The 19,114-nt window shown below is 66.0% G+C and carries 19 protein-coding genes and 1 tRNA gene; 5 read left to right on the top strand and 15 right to left on the bottom strand.

Annotation, left to right across the window (positions count from 1 at the left end; all coding sequences use genetic code 11):
- The 7 genes from BN60_RS26875 to BN60_RS26845 form a co-directional block, all read right to left on the bottom strand.
- A complete protein-coding gene (locus BN60_RS26875) occupies positions 1-588 on the bottom strand; it encodes an amino acid synthesis family protein (protein WP_020699288.1) in 588 nt (195 codons plus the stop codon).
- Positions 585-1,430, bottom strand: a complete 846-nt coding sequence (locus BN60_RS26870; protein WP_020699287.1) for a UPF0280 family protein — start codon at positions 1,428-1,430, stop codon at positions 585-587. Before BN60_RS26870 ends, BN60_RS26875 begins: the two co-directional genes overlap by 4 nt.
- A complete protein-coding gene (locus BN60_RS26865; RefSeq protein WP_020699286.1) occupies positions 1,427-2,884 on the bottom strand; it encodes a hypothetical protein in 1,458 nt (485 codons plus the stop codon). The genes BN60_RS26870 and BN60_RS26865 overlap by 4 nt, the downstream gene beginning before the upstream one ends.
- Positions 2,881-5,598: a molybdopterin-dependent oxidoreductase gene (locus BN60_RS26860; protein ID WP_020699285.1), complete on the bottom strand. Its 2,718-nt coding sequence runs from the start codon at positions 5,596-5,598 to the stop codon at positions 2,881-2,883. The genes BN60_RS26865 and BN60_RS26860 overlap by 4 nt, the downstream gene beginning before the upstream one ends.
- Positions 5,595-6,425, bottom strand: a complete 831-nt coding sequence (locus tag BN60_RS26855) for an FAD binding domain-containing protein (protein WP_020699284.1) — start codon at positions 6,423-6,425, stop codon at positions 5,595-5,597. Before BN60_RS26855 ends, BN60_RS26860 begins: the two co-directional genes overlap by 4 nt.
- A gap of 86 nt (positions 6,426-6,511) precedes the next feature.
- Positions 6,512-6,985 carry a MarR family winged helix-turn-helix transcriptional regulator gene (locus BN60_RS31715; protein WP_020699283.1) on the bottom strand — a complete coding sequence of 158 codons (474 nt, stop codon included), beginning with the start codon at positions 6,983-6,985 and terminating at the stop codon, positions 6,512-6,514.
- 122 nt (positions 6,986-7,107) lie between these two features.
- Positions 7,108-8,649, bottom strand: a complete 1,542-nt coding sequence (locus BN60_RS26845; protein ID WP_020699282.1) for a class I adenylate-forming enzyme family protein — start codon at positions 8,647-8,649, stop codon at positions 7,108-7,110.
- A gap of 112 nt (positions 8,650-8,761) precedes the next feature.
- On the opposite strand from BN60_RS26845, the gene BN60_RS26840 reads away from it, so the two are divergent.
- Positions 8,762-9,964, top strand: a complete 1,203-nt coding sequence (locus tag BN60_RS26840) for a CaiB/BaiF CoA transferase family protein (RefSeq protein ID WP_020699281.1) — start codon at positions 8,762-8,764, stop codon at positions 9,962-9,964.
- 8 nt (positions 9,965-9,972) lie between these two features.
- On the opposite strand, the gene BN60_RS26835 is transcribed toward BN60_RS26840, so the two are convergent.
- The 7 genes from BN60_RS26835 to aroA form a co-directional block, all read right to left on the bottom strand.
- Positions 9,973-10,536: a sugar O-acetyltransferase gene (locus BN60_RS26835; RefSeq protein ID WP_020699280.1), complete on the bottom strand. Its 564-nt coding sequence runs from the start codon at positions 10,534-10,536 to the stop codon at positions 9,973-9,975.
- On the bottom strand, positions 10,536-11,510 hold the full coding sequence (gene lhpI / locus BN60_RS26830; protein WP_020699279.1) for a bifunctional Delta(1)-pyrroline-2-carboxylate/Delta(1)-piperideine-2-carboxylate reductase: 975 nt from the start codon (positions 11,508-11,510) through the stop codon (positions 10,536-10,538). Before lhpI ends, BN60_RS26835 begins: the two co-directional genes overlap by 1 nt.
- Positions 11,507-11,926 (bottom strand): lipopolysaccharide assembly protein LapA domain-containing protein, encoded by a 420-nt coding sequence (locus BN60_RS26825; protein ID WP_020699278.1) that lies wholly within the window; start codon positions 11,924-11,926, stop codon positions 11,507-11,509. The genes lhpI and BN60_RS26825 overlap by 4 nt, the downstream gene beginning before the upstream one ends.
- 46 nt (positions 11,927-11,972) lie before the next feature.
- Positions 11,973-12,320, bottom strand: a complete 348-nt coding sequence (ihfB, locus tag BN60_RS26820) for an integration host factor subunit beta (RefSeq protein WP_020699277.1) — start codon at positions 12,318-12,320, stop codon at positions 11,973-11,975.
- Positions 12,321-12,477: 157 nt separating this feature from the next.
- Entirely contained in the window at positions 12,478-14,202 is a 1,725-nt protein-coding gene (gene rpsA / locus BN60_RS26815) for a 30S ribosomal protein S1 (protein ID WP_020699276.1), read from the bottom strand.
- A gap of 150 nt (positions 14,203-14,352) precedes the next feature.
- Complete coding sequence (locus BN60_RS26810) at positions 14,353-14,985, bottom strand: (d)CMP kinase (protein ID WP_020699275.1); 633 nt, start codon at positions 14,983-14,985, stop codon at positions 14,353-14,355.
- Positions 14,982-16,325: a 3-phosphoshikimate 1-carboxyvinyltransferase gene (aroA, locus tag BN60_RS26805; RefSeq protein ID WP_083856441.1), complete on the bottom strand. Its 1,344-nt coding sequence runs from the start codon at positions 16,323-16,325 to the stop codon at positions 14,982-14,984. The genes BN60_RS26810 and aroA overlap by 4 nt, the downstream gene beginning before the upstream one ends.
- 163 nt (positions 16,326-16,488) lie before the next feature.
- Here aroA and BN60_RS26800 point away from each other — a divergent pair, with 163 nt between their 5' ends.
- From BN60_RS26800 to BN60_RS26790, 3 genes are all read left to right on the top strand, one after another.
- The gene (locus tag BN60_RS26800; protein ID WP_020699273.1) at positions 16,489-16,854 is read left to right on the top strand and encodes a TIGR02300 family protein; all 366 of its coding nucleotides are present in this window, start codon (positions 16,489-16,491) and stop codon (positions 16,852-16,854) included.
- Between the two features lie 72 nt (positions 16,855-16,926).
- Positions 16,927-17,002: transfer RNA gene (locus BN60_RS26795), tRNA-Ala, on the top strand.
- 212 nt (positions 17,003-17,214) lie between these two features.
- Positions 17,215-17,496, top strand: a complete 282-nt coding sequence (locus tag BN60_RS26790; RefSeq protein WP_148283534.1) for a hypothetical protein — start codon at positions 17,215-17,217, stop codon at positions 17,494-17,496.
- Positions 17,497-17,532: 36 nt separating this feature from the next.
- Here the strand turns inward: BN60_RS26790 and BN60_RS26785 are convergent, their stop codons facing one another.
- Positions 17,533-18,270 (bottom strand): M48 family metallopeptidase, encoded by a 738-nt coding sequence (locus BN60_RS26785; RefSeq protein ID WP_177324871.1) that lies wholly within the window; start codon positions 18,268-18,270, stop codon positions 17,533-17,535.
- A gap of 355 nt (positions 18,271-18,625) precedes the next feature.
- Here BN60_RS26785 and BN60_RS26780 point away from each other — a divergent pair, with 355 nt between their 5' ends.
- Entirely contained in the window at positions 18,626-19,096 is a 471-nt protein-coding gene (locus BN60_RS26780; RefSeq protein ID WP_020699270.1) for an SH3 domain-containing protein, read from the top strand.
- Positions 19,097-19,114: the final 18 nt, after the last annotated feature.

The following is a 19,114-nucleotide window of genomic DNA, read 5'->3' as shown; positions in this document are numbered from 1 at the left end:
TCATCGTTGGCCGTCTCCCACTTTGATTTCTGCTGCCGTCAGTCCTCCCACCCTCGCATGGGGACGGCCGCCAATCGAGGCCGCGACGATGAACACGATCTCGTCGGGCTTTGGTCCATCCGGCACGCAGAATTCGATGGCGTCGAAGTGGCTGCGCACGTAAGCCGCAGCCACATGGTGCAGCGGAATGTCGATACGCGAGCCGGCGGCCGCGACCTTCACCGTCGAGGGTACGATCGATTTGGCCCCACCCATGGCGTGGCGAATGCCGAACCCCGAGGGCTGGTGCCAGAGGGCGGCATGCTCAAGTTCGCCGGCCAGCCCGACGATGGCCCCCTTGCCGTAGGCTTCGAGGTCCGTGCCCTTGACGCCCAGGATCTTCATGACCCGCTCGGTCAGTTCGACGGCAAGCGGCTCCAGGGCCTTCATCATCGGCTGGATGTCCGCGACATGGCGGCCGGCATAGGGATTCGCGATCACACCACCGACCACGGCTTTGGCTACGGGCCGCGCCAGCACCGGGCCGCCGTCGTGCAACGTCTCCTCGACCGTCGCCACGTACTTCCGCACCTTCACCAGATCGCTCATCCTACCTCCGCCAAAGCAAGGGTTGCATTGCCTGTCACGAGGCGCCACTCGCCTTGCAACGACAGCGCCGCGCTATCGATCAAGCCATAGCGGCGCAACCGGCGCGCTTCGGCTGCCCCACGATCCAGGGCCTCGGCAACGACTTCCAAAGGCAGCACCCCCACGGCAACGGTCACGGGCAAGTCGCCGAGGTCGCTGTCGGGATCGAGGTCGCAAGCGGCGCGACGGTCGACGGCCGGGTGATCGGCGTTCACGGCATTGGCGATCAGGGTCGCCGCTGCGTCGGCTGCCGCTGCCGTTGCTGCGAGGACCGTCGCCGAGTCGGCAATACCCAGCGAGAAGGAGCGGCCACCACGGCCCGAGGTGGCGATGCCCCGCACCGGCCGCGCCGCCGTGAGACGCGCCACGCCGTCGAGCCCCTGCGCGAAGATGCCGGCGCGCAGCTCGTGCCCCGCGGTGAGATGGATGGCGATGTCGCCGCCATCGTTGACATACGCCTTATCGAGGGTGCGACCGCGGATAAGCGCCTGCAGCATCTCGTCGGAGACGGCCCCGGCAACGGCCGCCATTGGCGTGATGTAGACGGCGCGGTGCGGCCACGTCGCGTCGGCCATGCGCCGCGCCACGGGCCCCTGCAGCAGCGGATAGGCGTCACCCAATCGCCGGCGCAGGACCGGAAGCTCGCCGACCAGGGTCGGCAGAATATCGCCAAACCGCTCCGTCGCCTGCCCATAGGCGCGTTCGACTTCCTCAGGCGTGCCGAAGGCCTCGACGATGAGATCGATGGGCCCATGCTGCAGATGCAGCCGGCCATCGGCGAGGCGGGCGGCGATGGCGCTCACCGGCCACCCCCCTCTTTACCACCTTCGTCGACGCGGACCTTGTGGCGAGCCAGCACCTCTTCAAGCGTCACCGCGCGCGAGGCATAGCCGCCCAATGCCGCGTAATCGTCGGCGCGCAGGGTGAACTCCAGGGGTGCCACCAGGGCCGGCGTCGGGACATAGCCGAAGGACTTCTCCGGCATGCGCGCCACATCGACCATCAAGGTGATACCGCCGCCCGGCCAGACATAGGCCGGCACGCCGCCCAGCGTGACCTTGGTGAGTGTGTCCCGCACCGACCGGGTGAGCCGCACGGGGTTCTCGGTGACGCCTGCGCGCAACGAACCGCCGGCGCCCGCCATGAACAGGACCGTGCAGAGCGCAGGTTCACAGTTCTCGGCGATGCGCTCGACCACATGACGCACCGGCGCCGGCATATCGGCGGGACGTGGCTTCAGCTCGTGGTCGAGTTCGTACCAAGCCGCATGCTCGCCGGTCGTCGATACCATGAGCAGCCGAAGCCCCGGCCAGGCCTGCTTGGGATCTATCCGGTCGATGATCTCCAGCGGATCGCTGATGTTGGTGCCGCCCCAGCCCAGCCCCGGCTCCGCCACCTGGAAATAACGGCCCGGCGTCGAGCGGCGGCCACGGACACGAATGCCCGCGGGCTTCATGTCGAGAAAGGCGCCGCCCTGATGTTCGCTCAGCACGCCGGTGATGTGGTCGTCGACCACGATCACCTCGTCGGCATGGCCGTGCCATTGCGGCGCGAACATGCCGATCGCGGCCGAGCCGCAACCGACGCGCATGCGCTCTTCCAGAGTGCCATTCACGATGGGCGGTCTGTCGGCCTGCACTACGACGGTCGAACCGCCGTCGATGCTGAGTTCCACCGCTTCGCGATTGCAGAGCGCCAGCAGCGCGTCGCAGGTGACGACGCCCTCCTTTTTGGAGCCGCCGGTCAGATGATGCACGCCGCCCAGCGACAGCATCTGCGAGCCATATTCGGCCGTGGTGACGTGGCCCACCGCCTCGCCCTTGACGCGGACCGCCGCCTGCTCGGGCCCGAGATAGCGGTCGGTGTCGATCTTCACCTTGACGCCGCAGTAGCTGAAGATGCCTTCGGTCACGACCGTGACCATGTCGACGCCCTCGTGCTTCGAGGAGACGATGAAAGGCGCGGGCTTGTAGTCGGGGTAGGTCGTGGTGGCGCCGATTCCCGTGACGAAGGCGCCCTCGCCCTTACCGAGTTCGCCGCGCCAGGCCTCGCTGCCCTCGACGAAGGCGACCCTCGCAAGATCGGGCTTGGCCAGCAGCACCAGCGGATCGACGCGCACCAGCACGCCATTCTCGTTGGCGTAGCGATCGCAGGCGCCGGCACGGCCGGGCCGGATGCGGCAAAGGACAGGGCAGGCGTCGCAGCGCACGATGCCGGCGCTGCGCTCGGCCTCGGTGAGCGAGATGTCGTCGCTCATGGCGTGTTCCCCTTCAACTGGCCCTTCAACTGGACGATGGCCTCGCGCAGGCGATGCGGCAGCAGCGGCACGCGGCGGGCACGCACGCCGGTGGCGTGATGGACGGCCCCCAGGATCGCCGGCGCCGTCGGCACGAGTCCCGGCTCGCCGACGCCCTTGGCGCCCGAGGGGCCCAGCGGCTCGCGGTCCTCGATCAGAATGCACTCGATTGCAGGCACGTCGCCCACGGTCGGGATGAGATAGTCGTGCAGGTTCTCGGTACGACCGGGCAGATACTCTTCCATGAGCGCAAGGCCAAGGCCCTGCGCGACGCCGCCCTGGATCTGGCCTTCGACCAGGGTCGGGTTGATCGCCTTGCCGACATCGTGCGCCGCCACGATGCGCCGCACCTTCACGGTGCCCAGCTCGATATCCACCTCGACCTCGGCCATCTGGGCGGCAAAGGCATAGGTCGCATAGGGCACGCCCTGGCCGTCGGCATCGAGCGGTGTGGTCGGCGGATCGAACACGCCCTCGCCCATCAACGGGCCGACCGTTGCGAGGTCGAGGGTCCGCACTTCCGCGCCGTCGCGTACCGTGAGCTTGGCGCCGTCGAGCGACAGGCGTGCCTCGGGGCCGGCATTGGCCAGCCGCAGGATCTGCTGCCGCAGGTCCTGGCCTGCCTTCTCCGCCGCCTTGCCCGACACGAAGGTCTGGCGCGACGCCGAGGTCTTGCCGGCATCGGTCGTGAGATCGGTATCGCCGGCGACCAGCGCGAACCGCGACGCCGGCAGACCCACCGCGTCGGCGGCGATCTGCACCATGATGGTGTTGCTGCCCTGGCCGATATCGACCGCGCCGCTATAGAGCGTCAACGCGCCGACCGGCGACAGGCCGACCCGCATGCGCGAGGGGTTCGACATCGACGTATTGCCGATGCCGTACCACATGCAGCCGATGCCGACGCCGCGCCGAAGCGCGCCCCCTTCGGCATTGAACGCAGCGGCTTTCTCCAGCGCCTCGCGCCACGCGGGTCGCAGCGCGTCGAGGCATTGGGCAAGACCCGCCGAATGGGCCAGAACCTGTCCCGTCGCCGTCGTGTCGCCGACACGCAGGGCATTGCGATGACGAAACTCCAGCCGGTCGATGCCGGTCGCATCGGCCAGCTCGTCCATCATCGCCTCGTGCGCAATGGCAGCCTGCGGCACGCCAAAGCCACGGAAGGCGCCGGCCGGTGGACCGTTGGTGAAAAAGGCCTCGCCCCAGGTGCGCACGTTGGGCACGGCATAGGGCCCCATGGAATGCACCGGCACCCGGTTGGCCACGGTCGGCCCCCAGGAAGCATAGGCGCCGGTATCGAACGTGGCGCGCACGTCGGAGGCCACAAGCCTGCCCTGGGCATCGCAGCCGAACTTTGCCGCGACACGCGCCGGATGGCGTTTCGTGCTGGCCGCCATGCTTTCGGGGCGCGTGTAGACGCAGGCCACGGGACGTCGGAGTTTCCAGGCCGCGATCCCGATCAGCGGCTGCACCGAAAGATCGAGCTTGCCGCCGAAGCCGCCGCCACAGGCGGTCGGCACGATGCGCACGGCCTCCGGCCGGAGCTGCATCACATTGGCGACTTCGTCGCGGTCCATATAGGGCGTCTGGGTGGTCGCATGGATTTCGATCCGGTCGCCGACCCGCTCCGCCCAGCCGGCCTCGGGCTCGATATAGGCGTGCTCGACGAAAGCCGTCTCGAACACGCCTTCCACGACTGCAGCGCAATCCGCGAAGGCAGCGTCGGCGTCGCCGCGCTTCACGCCGCCTTCCAGCAGGAGGTTCTTCGGCCGGTCAGCTTGGACCAACGGAGCATCTGGGGCGGTGGCGGCATCGATGCCGAACAAGGGCGGCTCGGGTGTCCAGGCGATCGGCACGTCTTCGTCGCGGATCGCCAGCACCTCGGCCCGCACGCCGACCAGCGCGACGACAGCCTCGCCGCGGTAACGCACGAGGCCATCGGCCAGGACGGGCTGGTCCTTGATGTCGGGATAGATGCCGAAGCCATTGAACGGCACGTCTGCGGCCGTCAGCACGGCCGCCAGCCGCTTCCGCAGTGGCTCGAGATCGCCCAGCGCAAAGCGGGCGCGAGCATGCGGCGAGCGGACGACCCGGATCCAGAGTGCGTCGTCCGGGATCGCGTCGGCGCCGAAAGCATCCCTGCCCGTAACCTTTGCGATTCCATCGACGCGCGAGAGACGGGTGCCTACAGCTTCGCCTGCAAGGGGATCGGGCTCCCCGACCGGCGAGGCAACCGCCATCACCGCATCGACGATCTTGCTGTAGCCGGTACAGCGGCAGAGCACGCCACCCAGGAACTCCTCGACCTCGGCGCGGGTCGGCATGGCCTTGCGGCGAACCAGTTCCTCGGCCGCCATCAGCATGCCCGGCGTGCAGATGCCGCACTGGGCCGCGCCATGCGCCAGGAACGACGCCTGCAGGGCGGCCAGCATCTCAGGCAGCGCAAGCCCTTCGACCGTCTCGACCGTGCGGCCCTCGACCTGCCCCATGGCTACCAGGCACGAACAGACCTGCCGCCCGTCGAGCAGCACCGTGCAGGCGCCGCAATCGCCCGCGTCGCAGCCGATCTTGGTGCCCGTGCAGCCGAGATCGTCGCGCAACGCCGCCGCAAGCCGGGTGGCCGGCGCCCCCTCCCACTCGGCAACGGTGCCGTTGAGGGTGAAGGCGACCTTCATGGGGCCAATCCCGACAGCAGCCGGCGCAGCAACGTGAGCACGGCCTCGCTGCGGTAGGCGGCACTGCCCCGCACGTCGTCGATGGGCGACAGCGGCGCGATATGCGTTGCTTCGACGTGCTCCGACAGGCTCTTGTCGAAGGGCCTGTCCATCAATGCGGCTTCGAGCGCCGGAAGGCGTCGCGCAACCGGCGAGCAGGCGCCGACGGCGATGCGGGCGGCCGCAACCTTCCCGTCGGCGACTTCGAGGACGGCCGACGCCATGGCAATCGAGATCACGAGATAGCGGCGCGCGCCCAGCTTCAGGAAGCCGGCATGCGCGGCATGACGAGGGCGCGGCACGTAAATGGCCGTGACCAGCTCGCCGGGATGCAGCGCCGTCTTGCGGACACCCGTGACGAAGGCCGCCAAGGCAAGGCGACGGCGGCCGGCGAGGCTTGCGATCTCGACTTCGGCGTCGAGCGCCAGCAAGGCTGGCACGCCGTCGGCCGCGGGCGATGCATTGCAGAGATTGCCCACCAAGGTCCCGGCGTTCTGGATCTGGCGGCCGCCGACTTCGCGGCCCGCCTGCTGGAGCCCATTAAACAAAGGCGGCAGGTCGGCCTCGACCAGTTCGCTCCAGGTCGTGGTGGCGCCCAGCCGCCAACCGTTCGGCGTATCGGAAATACCGCGAAGAGCTGAGATTCCAGCGATATCGACAATATCTTCCGTGACCAACCGGCCGACCCGCGCAGGGTAAAAGTCAGTGCCGCCGGCCAACACCATGCAGGGTCGGGTCAGTGCCTTGAGAGCCTCGTCGAGGTCTCGGGGTCGGAGGTAGTCGCCCATATCGTTCGTGTACACACGATGACACGGACGCCGCTGGAGTCAAACACGCGCGGCGGTTGAACCGAAATTTTTCCGACGGCTCGAAGTCAGACGATCTTCGACAGCAGTTCGAGAAGCTGGCGCTGCTCCTGCTGGTTGAGCGGCTTCAAGGTCTCGCGCGAAACCGCCGGCCCGTTGAGCAGCAACTTGGCAACCAGCCGATTGCCTTCGGTCGTCAGGCTGAGCAACGTTCGGCGCGCATCGCCGGGATCGGGACGCGAGTCGACGAGACCGCGTTCCTTCAGGCGCCGCACCACGCCCTGCATCGTCGCCTTGTCCATGCCGACAAGACGGCCCAGCAAATTTTGCGACAGCTCCTTGTACTCGTTGAGCTTCACCATGCTCGAGTACTGCGTCGGTGTGATGTTTGGATCGCCGATACCGACTTGAAAGATGGCACTTGCGCGTTGATGTGCACGTCGCAGGAGATAGCCAACCTGTTCTTCGATTCGATACGGCCTTGATGCCACGCTCGATATCGTCTTCGACTCGAGCTGTTTTTTTGCAACGTTGCTTCGCATCGCCCCCCCGGCCTGCTGGCTCCTTGGCTACACCGCCAGCGCGCGTTGCACAACGGTCACATAACACCCCTCGATGAAGGTGAATGTCTGCCCCTTGGCTTCGCTCGCTCCGGCCCGCCACGTCAGTTACCGGCGACCCGTCGTTCGTGGCCGACCCAGAAAGCCTCGCGCAGTTCCTTGCGCTTGATCTTGCCGACCGGCGTCTTGGGCAAGGGATCGTGGCGAATCACAATCTTGCCCGGACGTTTGTAGTTTCCGAGGTGAACGGAGCAGAGATCGACAAGTTCCTTCTCCGTCACTGCGCTCTCTTGCTTTACACAGACAACGGCACAGGGGGTCTCGCCCCAGCGCTGATCGGGTATACCGAACACAGCAACCTCGAGTACCGCCGGATGTGCGGCGATGACATTCTCGAGTTCGGCCGGATAGATGTTGAAGCCGCCCGAGATCACCATGTCGTCGGCGCGGTCCAACATGTAGAGATACCCATTCCGGTCCAGACGGCCGATGTCGCCGGTCTTCACCCATCCGTCGACGATGCGCTCGGCCGTCGCCTGCGGATTGTTCCAGAAGCCCTGCATCTGTCCTTCGGCCTTGGCGACGATCTCGCCAGCCTCGCCCGGGGCTACCGGATTGTTGTTCTCGTCCCAGATCTGAAGTTGCGCGAAGGGCAGCGGCATGCCGCAGGCACGCAAGGGCTGGGAGCCCGGCACATCTTTGGCAAACCACTGCCGCGGTCCCATCATCGCTACAGGTAGTACCTCGGTCTGCCCATAGCCCTGATACATGGCGTCTCCGAAAATTTCGTAGGCCTTCAAGGCGGTTTCGTCGGAGATCGGCGCCGCCGAGACGAGCATGCATTTCAGACGAGGGAACTTGCGGGCCTCGATTCCGGGGATGCGGTTAATGGCATTCAGGATCGTCGGCACCATGAACATGTACGCGGTGCGTTCTCGATCCATGAGATCGAGCAGGCTTGCCGGATCGAATTTCTCCGCCATCACATTGCGCCCACCGCCGAGCCAGATCGGCGTGAAGAGATAGCCCGAGCCGTGGCTGATCGGAGCCAGGTGCAGGCACGAGTCGCCGGGCTCGACCGGAGGGTAGAGATAGAACCAGTCGCGGCCGGCAGCGAGCCAGGCATGATGGGTGTAGGCCACGCCCTTCGACTTGCCGGTCGTGCCGCCGGTGTGACGGATGATGAAATAGTCCTGAGGGTCGATGGCCGGATCGGGGTCGATGTCCGATTGCCGCACCAGCCATGCTTCGTAACCCGCGTCGCGAACAAGGATATGCTCCAGGTCCGGCAGTTCGCCGCGGATCGCTTCTATTTCTTCGGCGTACTTTTCCGAGACCACGACCACGCGGCAGCCGGTGTGGCCCAACATATGGACATGGCTCTCGCGCGCATTGCGTGGATAGAGTGGCACCCGCACCAGGTTGGCAATAGCTGCGCCCAGGAAGAAATCTGACGATTCGAGTGTGTTGTCTTCGAGCACGCCGACTCTGTCTTGAGGTTTGAGGCCAAGGGCCAGCAGGCCGTTTGCCATGCGCACGCCTCGGTCCCAAGCTTGAGCGAAAGTGAGCCGGCGGTCGCCGGCCGCAATTGCCTCGCGGCCGGCATTGTAGCGCGCGGCGCTTCGCATCTGCGTGCGCACGTCCATGAGCATCCTCCATAGTTTTCTTCTCGTTTTGCGTCGCAATGCCAGAGGCGATGACGCGCGGTCAAGGCAGTGGCAGGGTGGCCGCCGTTTCTCCAACCTAACAGGACAGGCAATGCCCGGCGCGCTCGAAGGCCTCAGGATCGTCGACCTCACCAACATCATCCTCGGCCCCTACGGCACCATGCTGCTGGCCGACCAGGGGGCCGACGTGATCAAGGTCGAGGCGCCCGAAGGCGACGCCGTGCGCCACATCGGCAAGCCCGGCAAGACGCCGGGCATGGGTCCCACCTATCTCTACGTGAATCGCAACAAGCGCTCGCTCTGCCTCGATCTCAAGGACAAGGCGGCCCGGGCAGCACTGCTCAAGGTTGTGGCAACGGCCGATGCCTTCGTGCATGCCCTGCGGCCGCAAGCCATCGAGGGCCTGGGCCTGGGCTACGAGGAAATCCGCAAGGTGAAGCCCGACATCGTTTATGTCGGCGCCTACGGCTATTCGGCGGATGGTCCTTACGGAAAACTGCCGGCCTATGACGACGCCATTCAGGCGCGCTTCGGCATCGCCGACCTGATGGGCCGGGCCGCCGGCGACGATGTCCCGCGCTATCCGCCGACCATCATCGCCGACAAGACGGTGGGCCTCACTTTCGCCTTCTCGACACTTTCAGCCCTTATGCATCGGCAGCGCACTGGCGAGGGCCAGTTCGTTGAGGTGCCAATGTTCGAGACCATGTCGGCCTGGCTCATGGTCGAGCATCTGTGGGAGCGTACCTTCAGCGACGACGGCGAGGTCGGCTACTCGCGCCTGCTGGCGCGGACCCGCAAGCCCTACCGCACGCTCGACGGCTGGATGGCGATCCTGCCCTACAACGACAAGCACTGGCGCAATTTCTTCGAGATCGTCGGCCGGCCCGAGGTGCTGAAGGATCCGCGCTATTCGACGATCAATGCCCGGTCGATGCATATCGCCGACATGTACGCCATGGTCGAAGCGCTGGCGCCGAGCCGCACCACTGCAGAGTGGGTGAAGCTGCTGGACGAAGGCCAGATTCCCAACGCGCCGGTCTCGCGACCAGCCGACTTGTTCGAAGACCCGCACCTCGTGTGGCGCCAGCTCTTCAAGAAGTACCCGCATCCCAGCGAAGGCGAGATCATGATGGTCGAGCCGCCGATGCGCATGAGCAAGACGCCACCCGCCATCCGCATCCTGGCCCCTTTGCAGGGCGCCGATTCCCGGGCTGTCCTGGCGGAAGCCGGTGTCAGCGCAGCCGACATCGAGGCCTTGAAGAAGTCGGGTGCGCTGATCGAACCGGCTTAGAGCGATGTTCAGGAGGGTGACGGGCGCCCCACCCGGCGCGCCGGATTGCCGACGACTGTCGCCCCGGCCTCGACATCCTTGGTGACGACGGAACCGGCGCCGATCACGGCATCGTCGCCGATGGTGATGCCGGGCAGGATGATCGCCCCGCCGCCGATCCAGACATTGCGGCCGATCCTGACCGGCCGGCCCAGTTCCAGGCCCTTGCGCCGCTGGGCCGGGTCGCGCGGATGGTCGGCGGCGTAGATCTGGACGGCGGGCCCGATCTGGGTTTCGTCGCCGATAGCCACCTCGACGACGTCGAGGACGACGCAGTTGAAGTTGAGAAAGACGTTGGCGCCGAGCTTGATGTTGAAGCCGTAGTCGCAAAAGAACGGCGGCCGGATCTGGGCTCCTTCCCCGACGGCACCCAGCCGCTCCGCCAGAATCTTCCGCAGTTCCGGGCTCGACTGGCCGAAGGCGGAATTGTAGCGGGCAAGCCAGGCCCGCGAGGCTGCAAGCTCCGCCTGAATCTCGGGCGCACCGGGATGATAGAGCTCGCCGGCGAGCATGCGGGCCAGTTCGCCCTTCATCAGGCCTCGATCGCGAGCTCGGCGGCGGCGAGGTCTTCCAGGGCAGCTCCCACGGATTTGAAGAGCGTGATGCTGGCGGCATCGCCGGGCAAGCGGCCAGTCTGCTGGCCGCGGGCGAGCTCGAACAGGTCGCCGATCACATCGTCTTCGTCGATCGTGTCGTTGGCCAGCGGCTGGACGATATCGCCGCCCTCCTTGAGGGCGCCGGCACGGGTGTCGACATAGACCCGGGCGCGCCAAACGGCCCTGTCGTCGGTCTCGCGCATCTGCGGGGTGTAGGCGCCGACCAGATCGAGGTGCTGCCCCTCGCGCAGCCAGTCGCCTTCGACCAGCGCTTCCTTCGACAATGTCGCACAGGAAATGATGTCGGCATCGGCGACGGCGGCCTGCCGGTCGGTGACGGCGCGGACGGCAATCTGCCGGCCGAGCATCTTGGGCAACGACACGGTAAGTCTTGCGGCCAGGGCTTCCGCATGGGCCGGCGTGCGGCCCCAGATCGCCACATCGTGGATCGGCCGTACCTTGGCATGCACCCGGATCAGTTCGGGCGCCAACGCGCCCGTGCCGACCATCAGCAATCGCGAGGCATCGGCGCGGGACAAGTAGCGCGACGCGAGGCCGGAAGCACAGGCCGTGCGCCGCTTGGTCAGCATGGTGCCGTCTAGCAGCGCCAGGGTGGCGCCGGTCGTGCCGTCCAGAAGCAGATACTGGCCGTAGATCGAGGGCAGCGAACGCTTGCCGTTGTCGGGGAATACGGTGACGACCTTGACCCCGATCCGGCCCGAAGGGCCGCGGGTCCAGGCCGGCATCAGGAGCAGCATGGCGTCGGCCGAACCCGGGCCAAGCGGTTCCCTGATCGGGTGGTGATGCCGTGTCGGCATCTCGCAGCCGGCACGAAACAGCGCGTCGAGCCGGTCGATCAGCGCCAGGTCGTCGAGGGCGGCATCGACTTCGGCCGCCGACAGAATCTTCACGAAAACGGCCCGCGCGGGGCGGCGGATGCTCCCAGTTCCGGAGCGACCAGCGCGCTTTGGCGTTCGATGGCCTTCTGGTCGCGCAATGCCGGCCCCGAGGGCGGAGCGCCTGGCTGCGCCGCAGCCTGCCGGGCCGCTTCGGTCGTACGCAAGCGGCCGAGTTCACGCTCCAGACGCGCCGCTTCGCCGCCGGCTTCGCGGGCGCGACGGCGATGATGGCGCCCGGCCCACCAGCCGATGCCGAGGCCCGCCAGCACCCCCAGCAACAGCAGCCCGATCACCAGAAGGTAGACCGGCATGACGACGACGTGCGGGAGTGGCCACAGCGTGAGCTGCACAGGCTGGGAATTGCTGACCGCAATCAGCACGCCGACCAGGATGAAGAGCAGGAACAGGGCACGGGACAGGAACTTCATGACGCCGCCAGCATGGCACACCGCGCGGCCTCGACGCGAGCAAACGCTACGTCTTGTCGCTTTCCGGCTTGGCGTCCTCGCCCTCGCCCGGCAGCAGGCCCGCAGCGCGCGCCGCTTCCTTGTTCAGGCGGTCGCGCAAGTCCTTGCCGGTCTTAAAGTAGGGTACGCGCTTGGAGGCGACGGCGACCTGCTCGCCCGTCCGCGGATTGCGGCCCGTGCGCGGATCGCGTTTCTTCACCGAGAACGCACCGAAGCCGCGCAGCTCGACGCGATGGCCGGACGCGAGGGCCTTGGAGATCTCATCGAAAACCGTGGCGACGATCCGCTCGACATCCCTTTGGTAGAGATGCGGATTCCGGGCCGCCAGGCGGGCAATCAGCTCGGACTTGGTCATCGCAGTTCCATGGGCGAGGCTGTGAGACCCCGAGATCAACGATTTAAGTCGTTGATATTAAAACAATTAACCGCCTCGTCAAGCCTAAGCCCTTGAAAGCAAAAGAAAAGGCCGGTCCTTGCGGACCGACCTTCGCTCAAATCAAGGGGAAAACGGCCTACTTGCCGTCGTCCTCGGCCTTCTTCTTGAGGGCCGCGCCCAGGATGTCGCCCAGGCTGGCGCCGGAGTCGGACGAACCGAAATCGGCCATTGCCTTCTTCTCTTCGTCCAGTTCGCGCGCCTTGACCGACAGCACGACGCGGCGCGAGGCCTTGTCGATGTTGGTGATCTTGGCGTCGAGCTTGTCGCCGATTGCATAGCGGTCGGGGCGCTGCTCGGAACGGTCACGGGAGAGTTCCGACTTGCGGATGAAGCCCGGAATACCGTCCTGCACCGTGACGTCGATGCCGTTGTCCTGGATGCCGGCCACGATGACGGTGACGACGTCACCCTTCTTGGCGACCGAACCCACCTTCTCGAACGGATCGTTGGCAAGCTGCTTGATGCCGAGCGAGATGCGCTCCTTGTCCATGTCGACGTCGAGGACCTTGACCTTGACCTGGTCGCCCTTCTTGTAGTCGCGGATCGCCTCGTCGCCGGCCTTGTCCCAGCTCAGGTCGCTGAGATGGACCATGCCGTCGATGTCGCCGGGCAGGCCCACGAACAGGCCGAACTCGGTGATGTTGCGGACCTCGCCCTCGAGCTCGGTGCCCGACGGGAACTGGTCGGCGAAGCTCTCCCAGGGATTGGCCATGCACTGCTTGAGGCCGAGCGAGATGCGGCGCTTGGACATGTCGACGTCCAGCACCATCACTTCGACTTCCTGCGAGGTCGAAACGATCTTGCCCGGGTGCACGTTCTTCTTGGTCCAGCTCATCTCGGAGACGTGAACCAGACCCTCGACGCCCGGCTCCAGCTCCACGAAGGCGCCGTAGTCGGTGATGTTGGTGACGCGGCCCTTGAGCTTGAGGTTGACCGGGTACTTGGCACCCGCGCCATCCCACGGATCGCTCATCAGCTGCTTCATGCCGAGCGAGATACGCTGCGTCTCGGGGTTGAAGCGGACGACCTGCACCTTGACCTGCTGGCCGATGGTGAGGGCTTCCGACGGATGATTGATGCGCTTCCAGGCAATGTCGGTGACGTGCAGCAGGCCGTCGACGCCACCCAGATCCACGAACGCGCCGTAGTCGGTGATGTTCTTGACGACGCCGTCGAGCACCTGGCCTTCGGACAGCGCGCCCATCAGGCGCGTGCGGTCCTCGGCGCGGGTCTCTTCCATGACGGCGCGGCGCGACACGACGATGTTGCCGCGGCGACGGTCCATCTTGAGGATGGCGAACTGCTGGGCCTGGCCCATCAGCGGTCCGACGTCACGCACCGGGCGGACGTCGACCTGGCTGCCCGGCAGGAAGGCCACGGCGCCCGACAGGTCGACCGTGAAGCCGCCCTTCACGCGGCCGAAGATCGTGCCCATGACACGGTCCTGATCGGTGAAAGCCTTCTCGAGGATCGTCCAGGCTTCCTCGCGGCGCGCCTTGTCGCGCGAGAGAACGGCTTCGCCGTCCTTGTTCTCCATGCGATCGACGAAGATGTCGACGAGGTCGCCTTCCTTAACTTCGGGGGCGGCGCCACCGTTGGAGAACTCACGCAGTGCGACGCGGCCTTCCGACTTGAGGCCGACATCCACCACGACGAAATCATTGGCAATACGAATGACGCGGCCTTTGATGACCGTTCCTTCGAAGCTCGGAGAACCGCCCAGCGATTCTTCGAGAAGTGCTGCGAACTCCGCGCTGGCGGTGTCGTTCGCGGGTCTACGCAGGGCGCTGCCCTTGGCCATTCAACTCTCCTTCATCGATCCCGGGCGAAACGCTGCCGCCCGTCGGCCAGCCGGTTAAGTCCGGCGGATCCACTGCCTTTGAAACACCGACGCTGAGACGACTCGTCCCGCGCAATCGCCGCTGGAAGTCTTCGATCCGCCGGCGGCGATTTACGGCCCGGAAGATCGAAAGCCCTTGCGCGCTATGAACGCCAAAGCCGCGGCAAAGGCCGCATCGGCATCCATGTCACTGGTATCGAGAAGGAAAGCATCGGGTGCGGCCATCAAAGGTGCTGCCGCCCGTTCGCTGTCGCGACGGTCCCGCTCCGCCATCTCGGCAAGAACGCGCGGTCTTATAGTGTCGACCCCTCGACCGCGCAACTCCTGGTACCGCCGATCTGCCCGGGCTTCGGCGCTGGCCGTGACGAAAAATTTCACGGGTGCGTCGGGGCAAATGACGGTGCCGACGTCGCGCCCATCGAGCACGGCGCCGGACTTCTGAGATGCGAATTTTTTCTGGAAATTCAAGAGGTTGTCCCTGACCTGCGGCAGGACGGCCACCTTCGAGGCCAACTGCCCGGCTACGTCGGTCCGCAAGTCCGGCGCCAGGAGGTCCGCAAGCTGCAATCCGGCCGCTACCTCTTCCGGTGGTAGGCCGAGGCGGTCCGCCTTGACGCCCACCGCCCTATAGAGAAGACCGGTATCGAGGTGTGGCAGGCAGAAATGCGCGGCGAGCCGCCTGGCCAGGGTGCCTTTGCCCGCGGCCGACGGTCCGTCGATGGCGATGACGAGGCGTCCGCTCACGCCGCCTCTATCCGGCCGCCGAGTTCGTTCATCAGCCGGGAAAAACCCGGAAAACTGGTGTCGATCGGCGAACCGTCGTCGACCGCCACGGGTTCACGACTGGCTAGCCCCAGGACCAGGAACGACATGGCGATGCGGTGGTCGAGGTGCGTGACCACCAGTCCGCCGCCCTGCGGCGGCGCCCCTGTGCCGTGCACGACCAGATTGTCGCTGCCCATTTCATGGCGAACGCCGTTCGCCGCGAGGCCCGCCGCGACACTGGACAGTCGATCGCTTTCCTTGGCGCGCAGTTCGGCGAGACCCAGCATGCGGGTCGTGCCCTTGGCGCAGGCGGCCGCGACCGCCAGGATCGGATATTCGTCGATCATCGACGGCGCCCGCTCCGGCGGAACCTCGACACCCTTCAGCTCGCCACCGCGCACGCGCAAGTCCGCCACCGGCTCGCCGCCGATCTCGCGCTGGTTCTGGAACTCGATGTCGGCGCCCATGTCCTTCAAGGTCTCATAAAGGCCGGCCCGCAGCGGATTCAGCCCGACATTCTCGACCGTCACGTCGCTGCCCGGCCGGATCGCCGCCGCCACGACGGCAAAGGCCGCCGACGACGGATCGCCCGGCACGACGATGTCGCGCGCCTTGAGTTCGGGCCAGCCCACGACGGTGATGCGCTTGCCCGCCCCTTCGGCCGGCGCCACGCGGACTTCGGCCCCGAAGTGGCGCAGCATGCGCTCGGTATGGTCGCGCGTCGCTTCGGGCTCGATCACGGTGGTTTCGCCTGCAGTGTTGAGGCCGGCCAACAATATGGCGCTCTTCACCTGCGCCGAGGCGACCGGCAGGCGGTATTCGATGGGCACCATCTCGTCGGTGCCGATGATGGCCAACGGCATGCGGCCGCCTTCGCGGGCCTCGAAGCGGGCGCCCATGCGAGACAAGGGCTCGATGACCCGCTGCATCGGCCGGCGCCGCAGCGAGCCGTCGCCGGTCATGAAACTGGTGAAGCGGTGGCTCGCCAGGATGCCCGAAAGCAGGCGGGCCGACGTCCCGGAATTGCCGAGGTCGAGAACATTGTCGGGCTCACGGCCGCCGCCCACCCCAAAGCCGCGGACCCGCCAGGCGCCGGCACCTTCATGCTCGACCTGTGCGCCCATCGCCCGCAGGGCGGCGGCCGTGGCGAGGACATCCTCGCCCTCGAGCAGGCCGGTGATCCTGGTTTCGCCCAGCGCGAGCGCGCCGAACATCAAGGAACGGTGCGAAACCGACTTGTCGCCGGGCGCCCGGACACGGCCCTGCAGCCGCGAGACGGGGTGGGCAATCAGCTTGGCGGGAGAAGCATGGGCAGACAGGACGGACTCCCGGGCAACGTGACGACAGGGGCGGATGGCACAATGCGGCGCGGCGCCCTCGTAGCATGGAGGAATTTGGTTTTGACAGGGTGAAAGACGCATGACATACGCCCTCCCTCGCGGTCATTCGGCCGAATCCGAGCGCATTTTCAGGAGATTTCGCGTGGTCAAAGCGAGCTGGGGCACGAAACGCACCTGCCAGAGCTGTGCAGCGCGCTTCTACGACCTGAACAAGAGTCCGATCAAATGTCCGAAGTGCGGACGTGAGCATGATCGCGAGGACTTCGTGAAGGTCCGCCGCGGCCGTGGTTCTGCCGCCGCGACCGCAGCAGCCGCTGCCGCCAGCGCGGCCGCCGCAGCCGCCGCAGCCAAGGCCGCCGCCAAGAAGAAGAGCGACGATCTCGACGCTGACGATTTGCCCGATGTCGACGGCGACGAGGCGTTGGACGCGGACGATCTGGACGATGAGACCGACGACATCGAAGTCGAGGTCGAAGTCGAGGACGACAAGGGCGAGGGCGACCGCTAACAAACGGTCGCTGGAGGCAGTTGCCAGCCAGCGAGGCAGCAATTATACCTCGCGCCCGCCAGCACGATTTTCGGGGCCATAGCTCAGCTGGGAGAGCGCTACAATGGCATTGTAGAGGTCGACGGTTCGATCCCGTCTGGCTCCACCAAATAGACAAGGGGTTAGCCCGAAAGGGCTGACCCCTTGTTCATTTCGGGTCGCACCGGAACATCGGCCACAGGCCTTGGAGCGATCCGCCTGAACGCGCCGGGCAGCAAGCCGCCCCGCGAACCACGATGGTGGGCGGCTTCAAAGACCAGCTTGGGATTGTAACCGCCCTCGGACCGATCCATCCTCGCGGCTCCAACGTGCAGCCCGGAGTTGGCGATTCTTCCCCGTGTGATCGTTTGTGCCGTCTTGTTGCTGCCTGCGTCGGTCGAAGCGCAATCCGGCGGCAGGGCGGCTTATCTCGAGAGCAGGCTTAACGAGCTTCAGCGCACGGCCGCAGGTCTTTCGGCGCAGCTCGAGCAGCTCAGGGCTCAGGATCAGCAGCTTCAACAGCAGATGGAGAAGATGCAGACCAGCCTCGGCCAGCGCCTAGAACGCCTGGAGAAGGGAGGTGCGGCCAAACCAGTCCGTCGTTCCGGCCCGTCGAAGCGCTGATCCCCGACGGGAGAAGACGATATTGCGGCTATCGCCTTACGCGCGCTGCGGAAGACCGCCATTCGACGCCCGGATCTCTGCGACGGCACGATCCCACCCCGCAATGCGTTCAGGCCCCGCGGGATGGGTATCGAGCATTCCTGTCTCCTTGCGACCTGACGCCCTGGCCATAGTCACTAAGAAGCCCCGCGCTTTGTCGAGGTCGATGTTGGAACGGTACAGAATGACCGCCGCCAGATAGTCCGCCTCGCGCTCCTGCTCCTTCGAGAAGGATATTCGTCCAATCGCTCCGCCAACGTTGGCGCCCGCGTCCACTGCCGAGCGCGTTATCTGGGTGCTGTTGGGGCTACGATAGGAGGCGGCCGCGCCGGCCGCACCGAGAAGGATGGCCCCCACCAGGGCGCCTACAGCCTGGTTTCGCTGACCAGTTGCTATGTGGTTGGCCGCCTGATGGCCGATCTCGTGGGCAATGACCAGCGCGACTTCTTCTTCATTGGCTGCATATTCGACGATGCCTCGATTGACTATGATCAATCCGTTGGGGGCCGCGCCGGCATTCAAGGATCGATCCTTCATCGCGCGGAATTTCCATTCGCAGACACCGACGTTCATCTCCCGGCAGACTTGATAAGCTGGGGGACGAATCCGACTGAGCGCGGACTGCAAGACTTCCACAACTTCTTCATCGCTGACGACGCGCCGAGTCGGTGGCCCACCAGCTCCCGCTACTTCCGTTTGCGCCAAACTGAGATTGCCCCCGCTGAATTGCGGCATGCGGTGAACGGCGCCTGCACAGCCGCAGACAAAGCACGCGCCCGAGAGCGCCATAAGCGATCGACGTCGCATTCCTCCCACCCTTTAAAGTTGCATCCCACGACAAGACGCTACCAATGAACGAACCGGACAGTCAACGCAGTCGAAACGCATTCAAAACCCGGACTTCAAACCAGCCGTCTCATACGGTATGAAGAACGACGCCCGACGCGACGAAGTCTGCTGCCCGTCATCGAGCTTCCGACGGCATTACCGTTCTTCGTCGACGACCGTCTGGCCGGTCGTGACCTCTCCCCGCAGGCCGCGACGCCGACTTCGATCGTTCCTCTCTTCGCCTCCGAAAGGACCTCGTTGGATGCAGCGCTCCTTCCGCCTCCCAGCAGTCGCTCTCTCCACCTTCCTTGCGCTCGTCGCCCTGATCGCCCTGGCCTCGCCCAGCATGGCGCAGCGCATGGTGAGCATCGCCAGCACGAAGGAAGTGAACATGCGCTCGGGTCCGGGAACGCGCTATGGAGCGGACTGGACGCTCGGACACGGCTATCCGCTCAAGGTCATCGGACGCCAGGGCAAGTGGCTCAAAGTGAGCGACTTCGAGAACGACCGCGGTTGGGTCTATGGTCCCCTGACCAGCAGCACGCCCATGCACATCGTCAAGGTCAAGGTCGCGAACATGCGCAGCCAGCCTTCAGAAGGCAGCCGCATCGTCGGCAAGGTGGCCTACGGCAACGTGCTGAAGACGCTCGAGCGCCGCCAGAACTGGGTCAAGGTCCAGCGCGAGGGTGGCCTGCGCGGCTGGATCGCCAAGCGCCTGCTCTGGGGCTGGTGAGGAACCGCGCGCGTTCGA

The organism is Reyranella massiliensis 521 (assembly GCF_000312425.1).
Classification (GTDB): Bacteria; Pseudomonadota; Alphaproteobacteria; order Reyranellales; family Reyranellaceae; genus Reyranella; species Reyranella massiliensis.
This window is presented reverse-complemented; position numbering and strand designations above follow the sequence as displayed.

What these genes read in the sequence shown, in the direction of transcription:
- BN60_RS26845 (WP_020699282.1), bottom strand. Translation starts at nt 8,649, where the DNA reads ATGGACGTGCGCACGCAGATGCGAAGCGCCGCGCGCTACAATGCCGGC.
- BN60_RS26785 (WP_177324871.1), bottom strand. Translation starts at nt 18,270, where the DNA reads ATGCCGCAATTCAGCGGGGGCAATCTCAGTTTGGCGCAAACGGAAGTA.
- BN60_RS26865 (WP_020699286.1), bottom strand. Translation starts at nt 2,884, where the DNA reads ATGAGCGACGACATCTCGCTCACCGAGGCCGAGCGCAGCGCCGGCATC.
- BN60_RS26840 (WP_020699281.1), top strand. Translation starts at nt 8,762, where the DNA reads ATGCCCGGCGCGCTCGAAGGCCTCAGGATCGTCGACCTCACCAACATC.
- BN60_RS26835 (WP_020699280.1), bottom strand. Translation starts at nt 10,536, where the DNA reads ATGAAGGGCGAACTGGCCCGCATGCTCGCCGGCGAGCTCTATCATCCC.
- BN60_RS26825 (WP_020699278.1), bottom strand. Translation starts at nt 11,926, where the DNA reads ATGAAGTTCCTGTCCCGTGCCCTGTTCCTGCTCTTCATCCTGGTCGGC.
- BN60_RS26875 (WP_020699288.1), bottom strand. Translation starts at nt 588, where the DNA reads ATGAGCGATCTGGTGAAGGTGCGGAAGTACGTGGCGACGGTCGAGGAG.
- BN60_RS31715 (WP_020699283.1), bottom strand. Translation starts at nt 6,985, where the DNA reads ATGCGAAGCAACGTTGCAAAAAAACAGCTCGAGTCGAAGACGATATCG.
- ihfB (WP_020699277.1), bottom strand. Translation starts at nt 12,320, where the DNA reads ATGACCAAGTCCGAGCTGATTGCCCGCCTGGCGGCCCGGAATCCGCAT.
- rpsA (WP_020699276.1), bottom strand. Translation starts at nt 14,202, where the DNA reads ATGGCCAAGGGCAGCGCCCTGCGTAGACCCGCGAACGACACCGCCAGC.
- BN60_RS26860 (WP_020699285.1), bottom strand. Translation starts at nt 5,598, where the DNA reads ATGAAGGTCGCCTTCACCCTCAACGGCACCGTTGCCGAGTGGGAGGGG.
- BN60_RS26855 (WP_020699284.1), bottom strand. Translation starts at nt 6,425, where the DNA reads ATGGGCGACTACCTCCGACCCCGAGACCTCGACGAGGCTCTCAAGGCA.
- BN60_RS26780 (WP_020699270.1), top strand. Translation starts at nt 18,626, where the DNA reads ATGCAGCGCTCCTTCCGCCTCCCAGCAGTCGCTCTCTCCACCTTCCTT.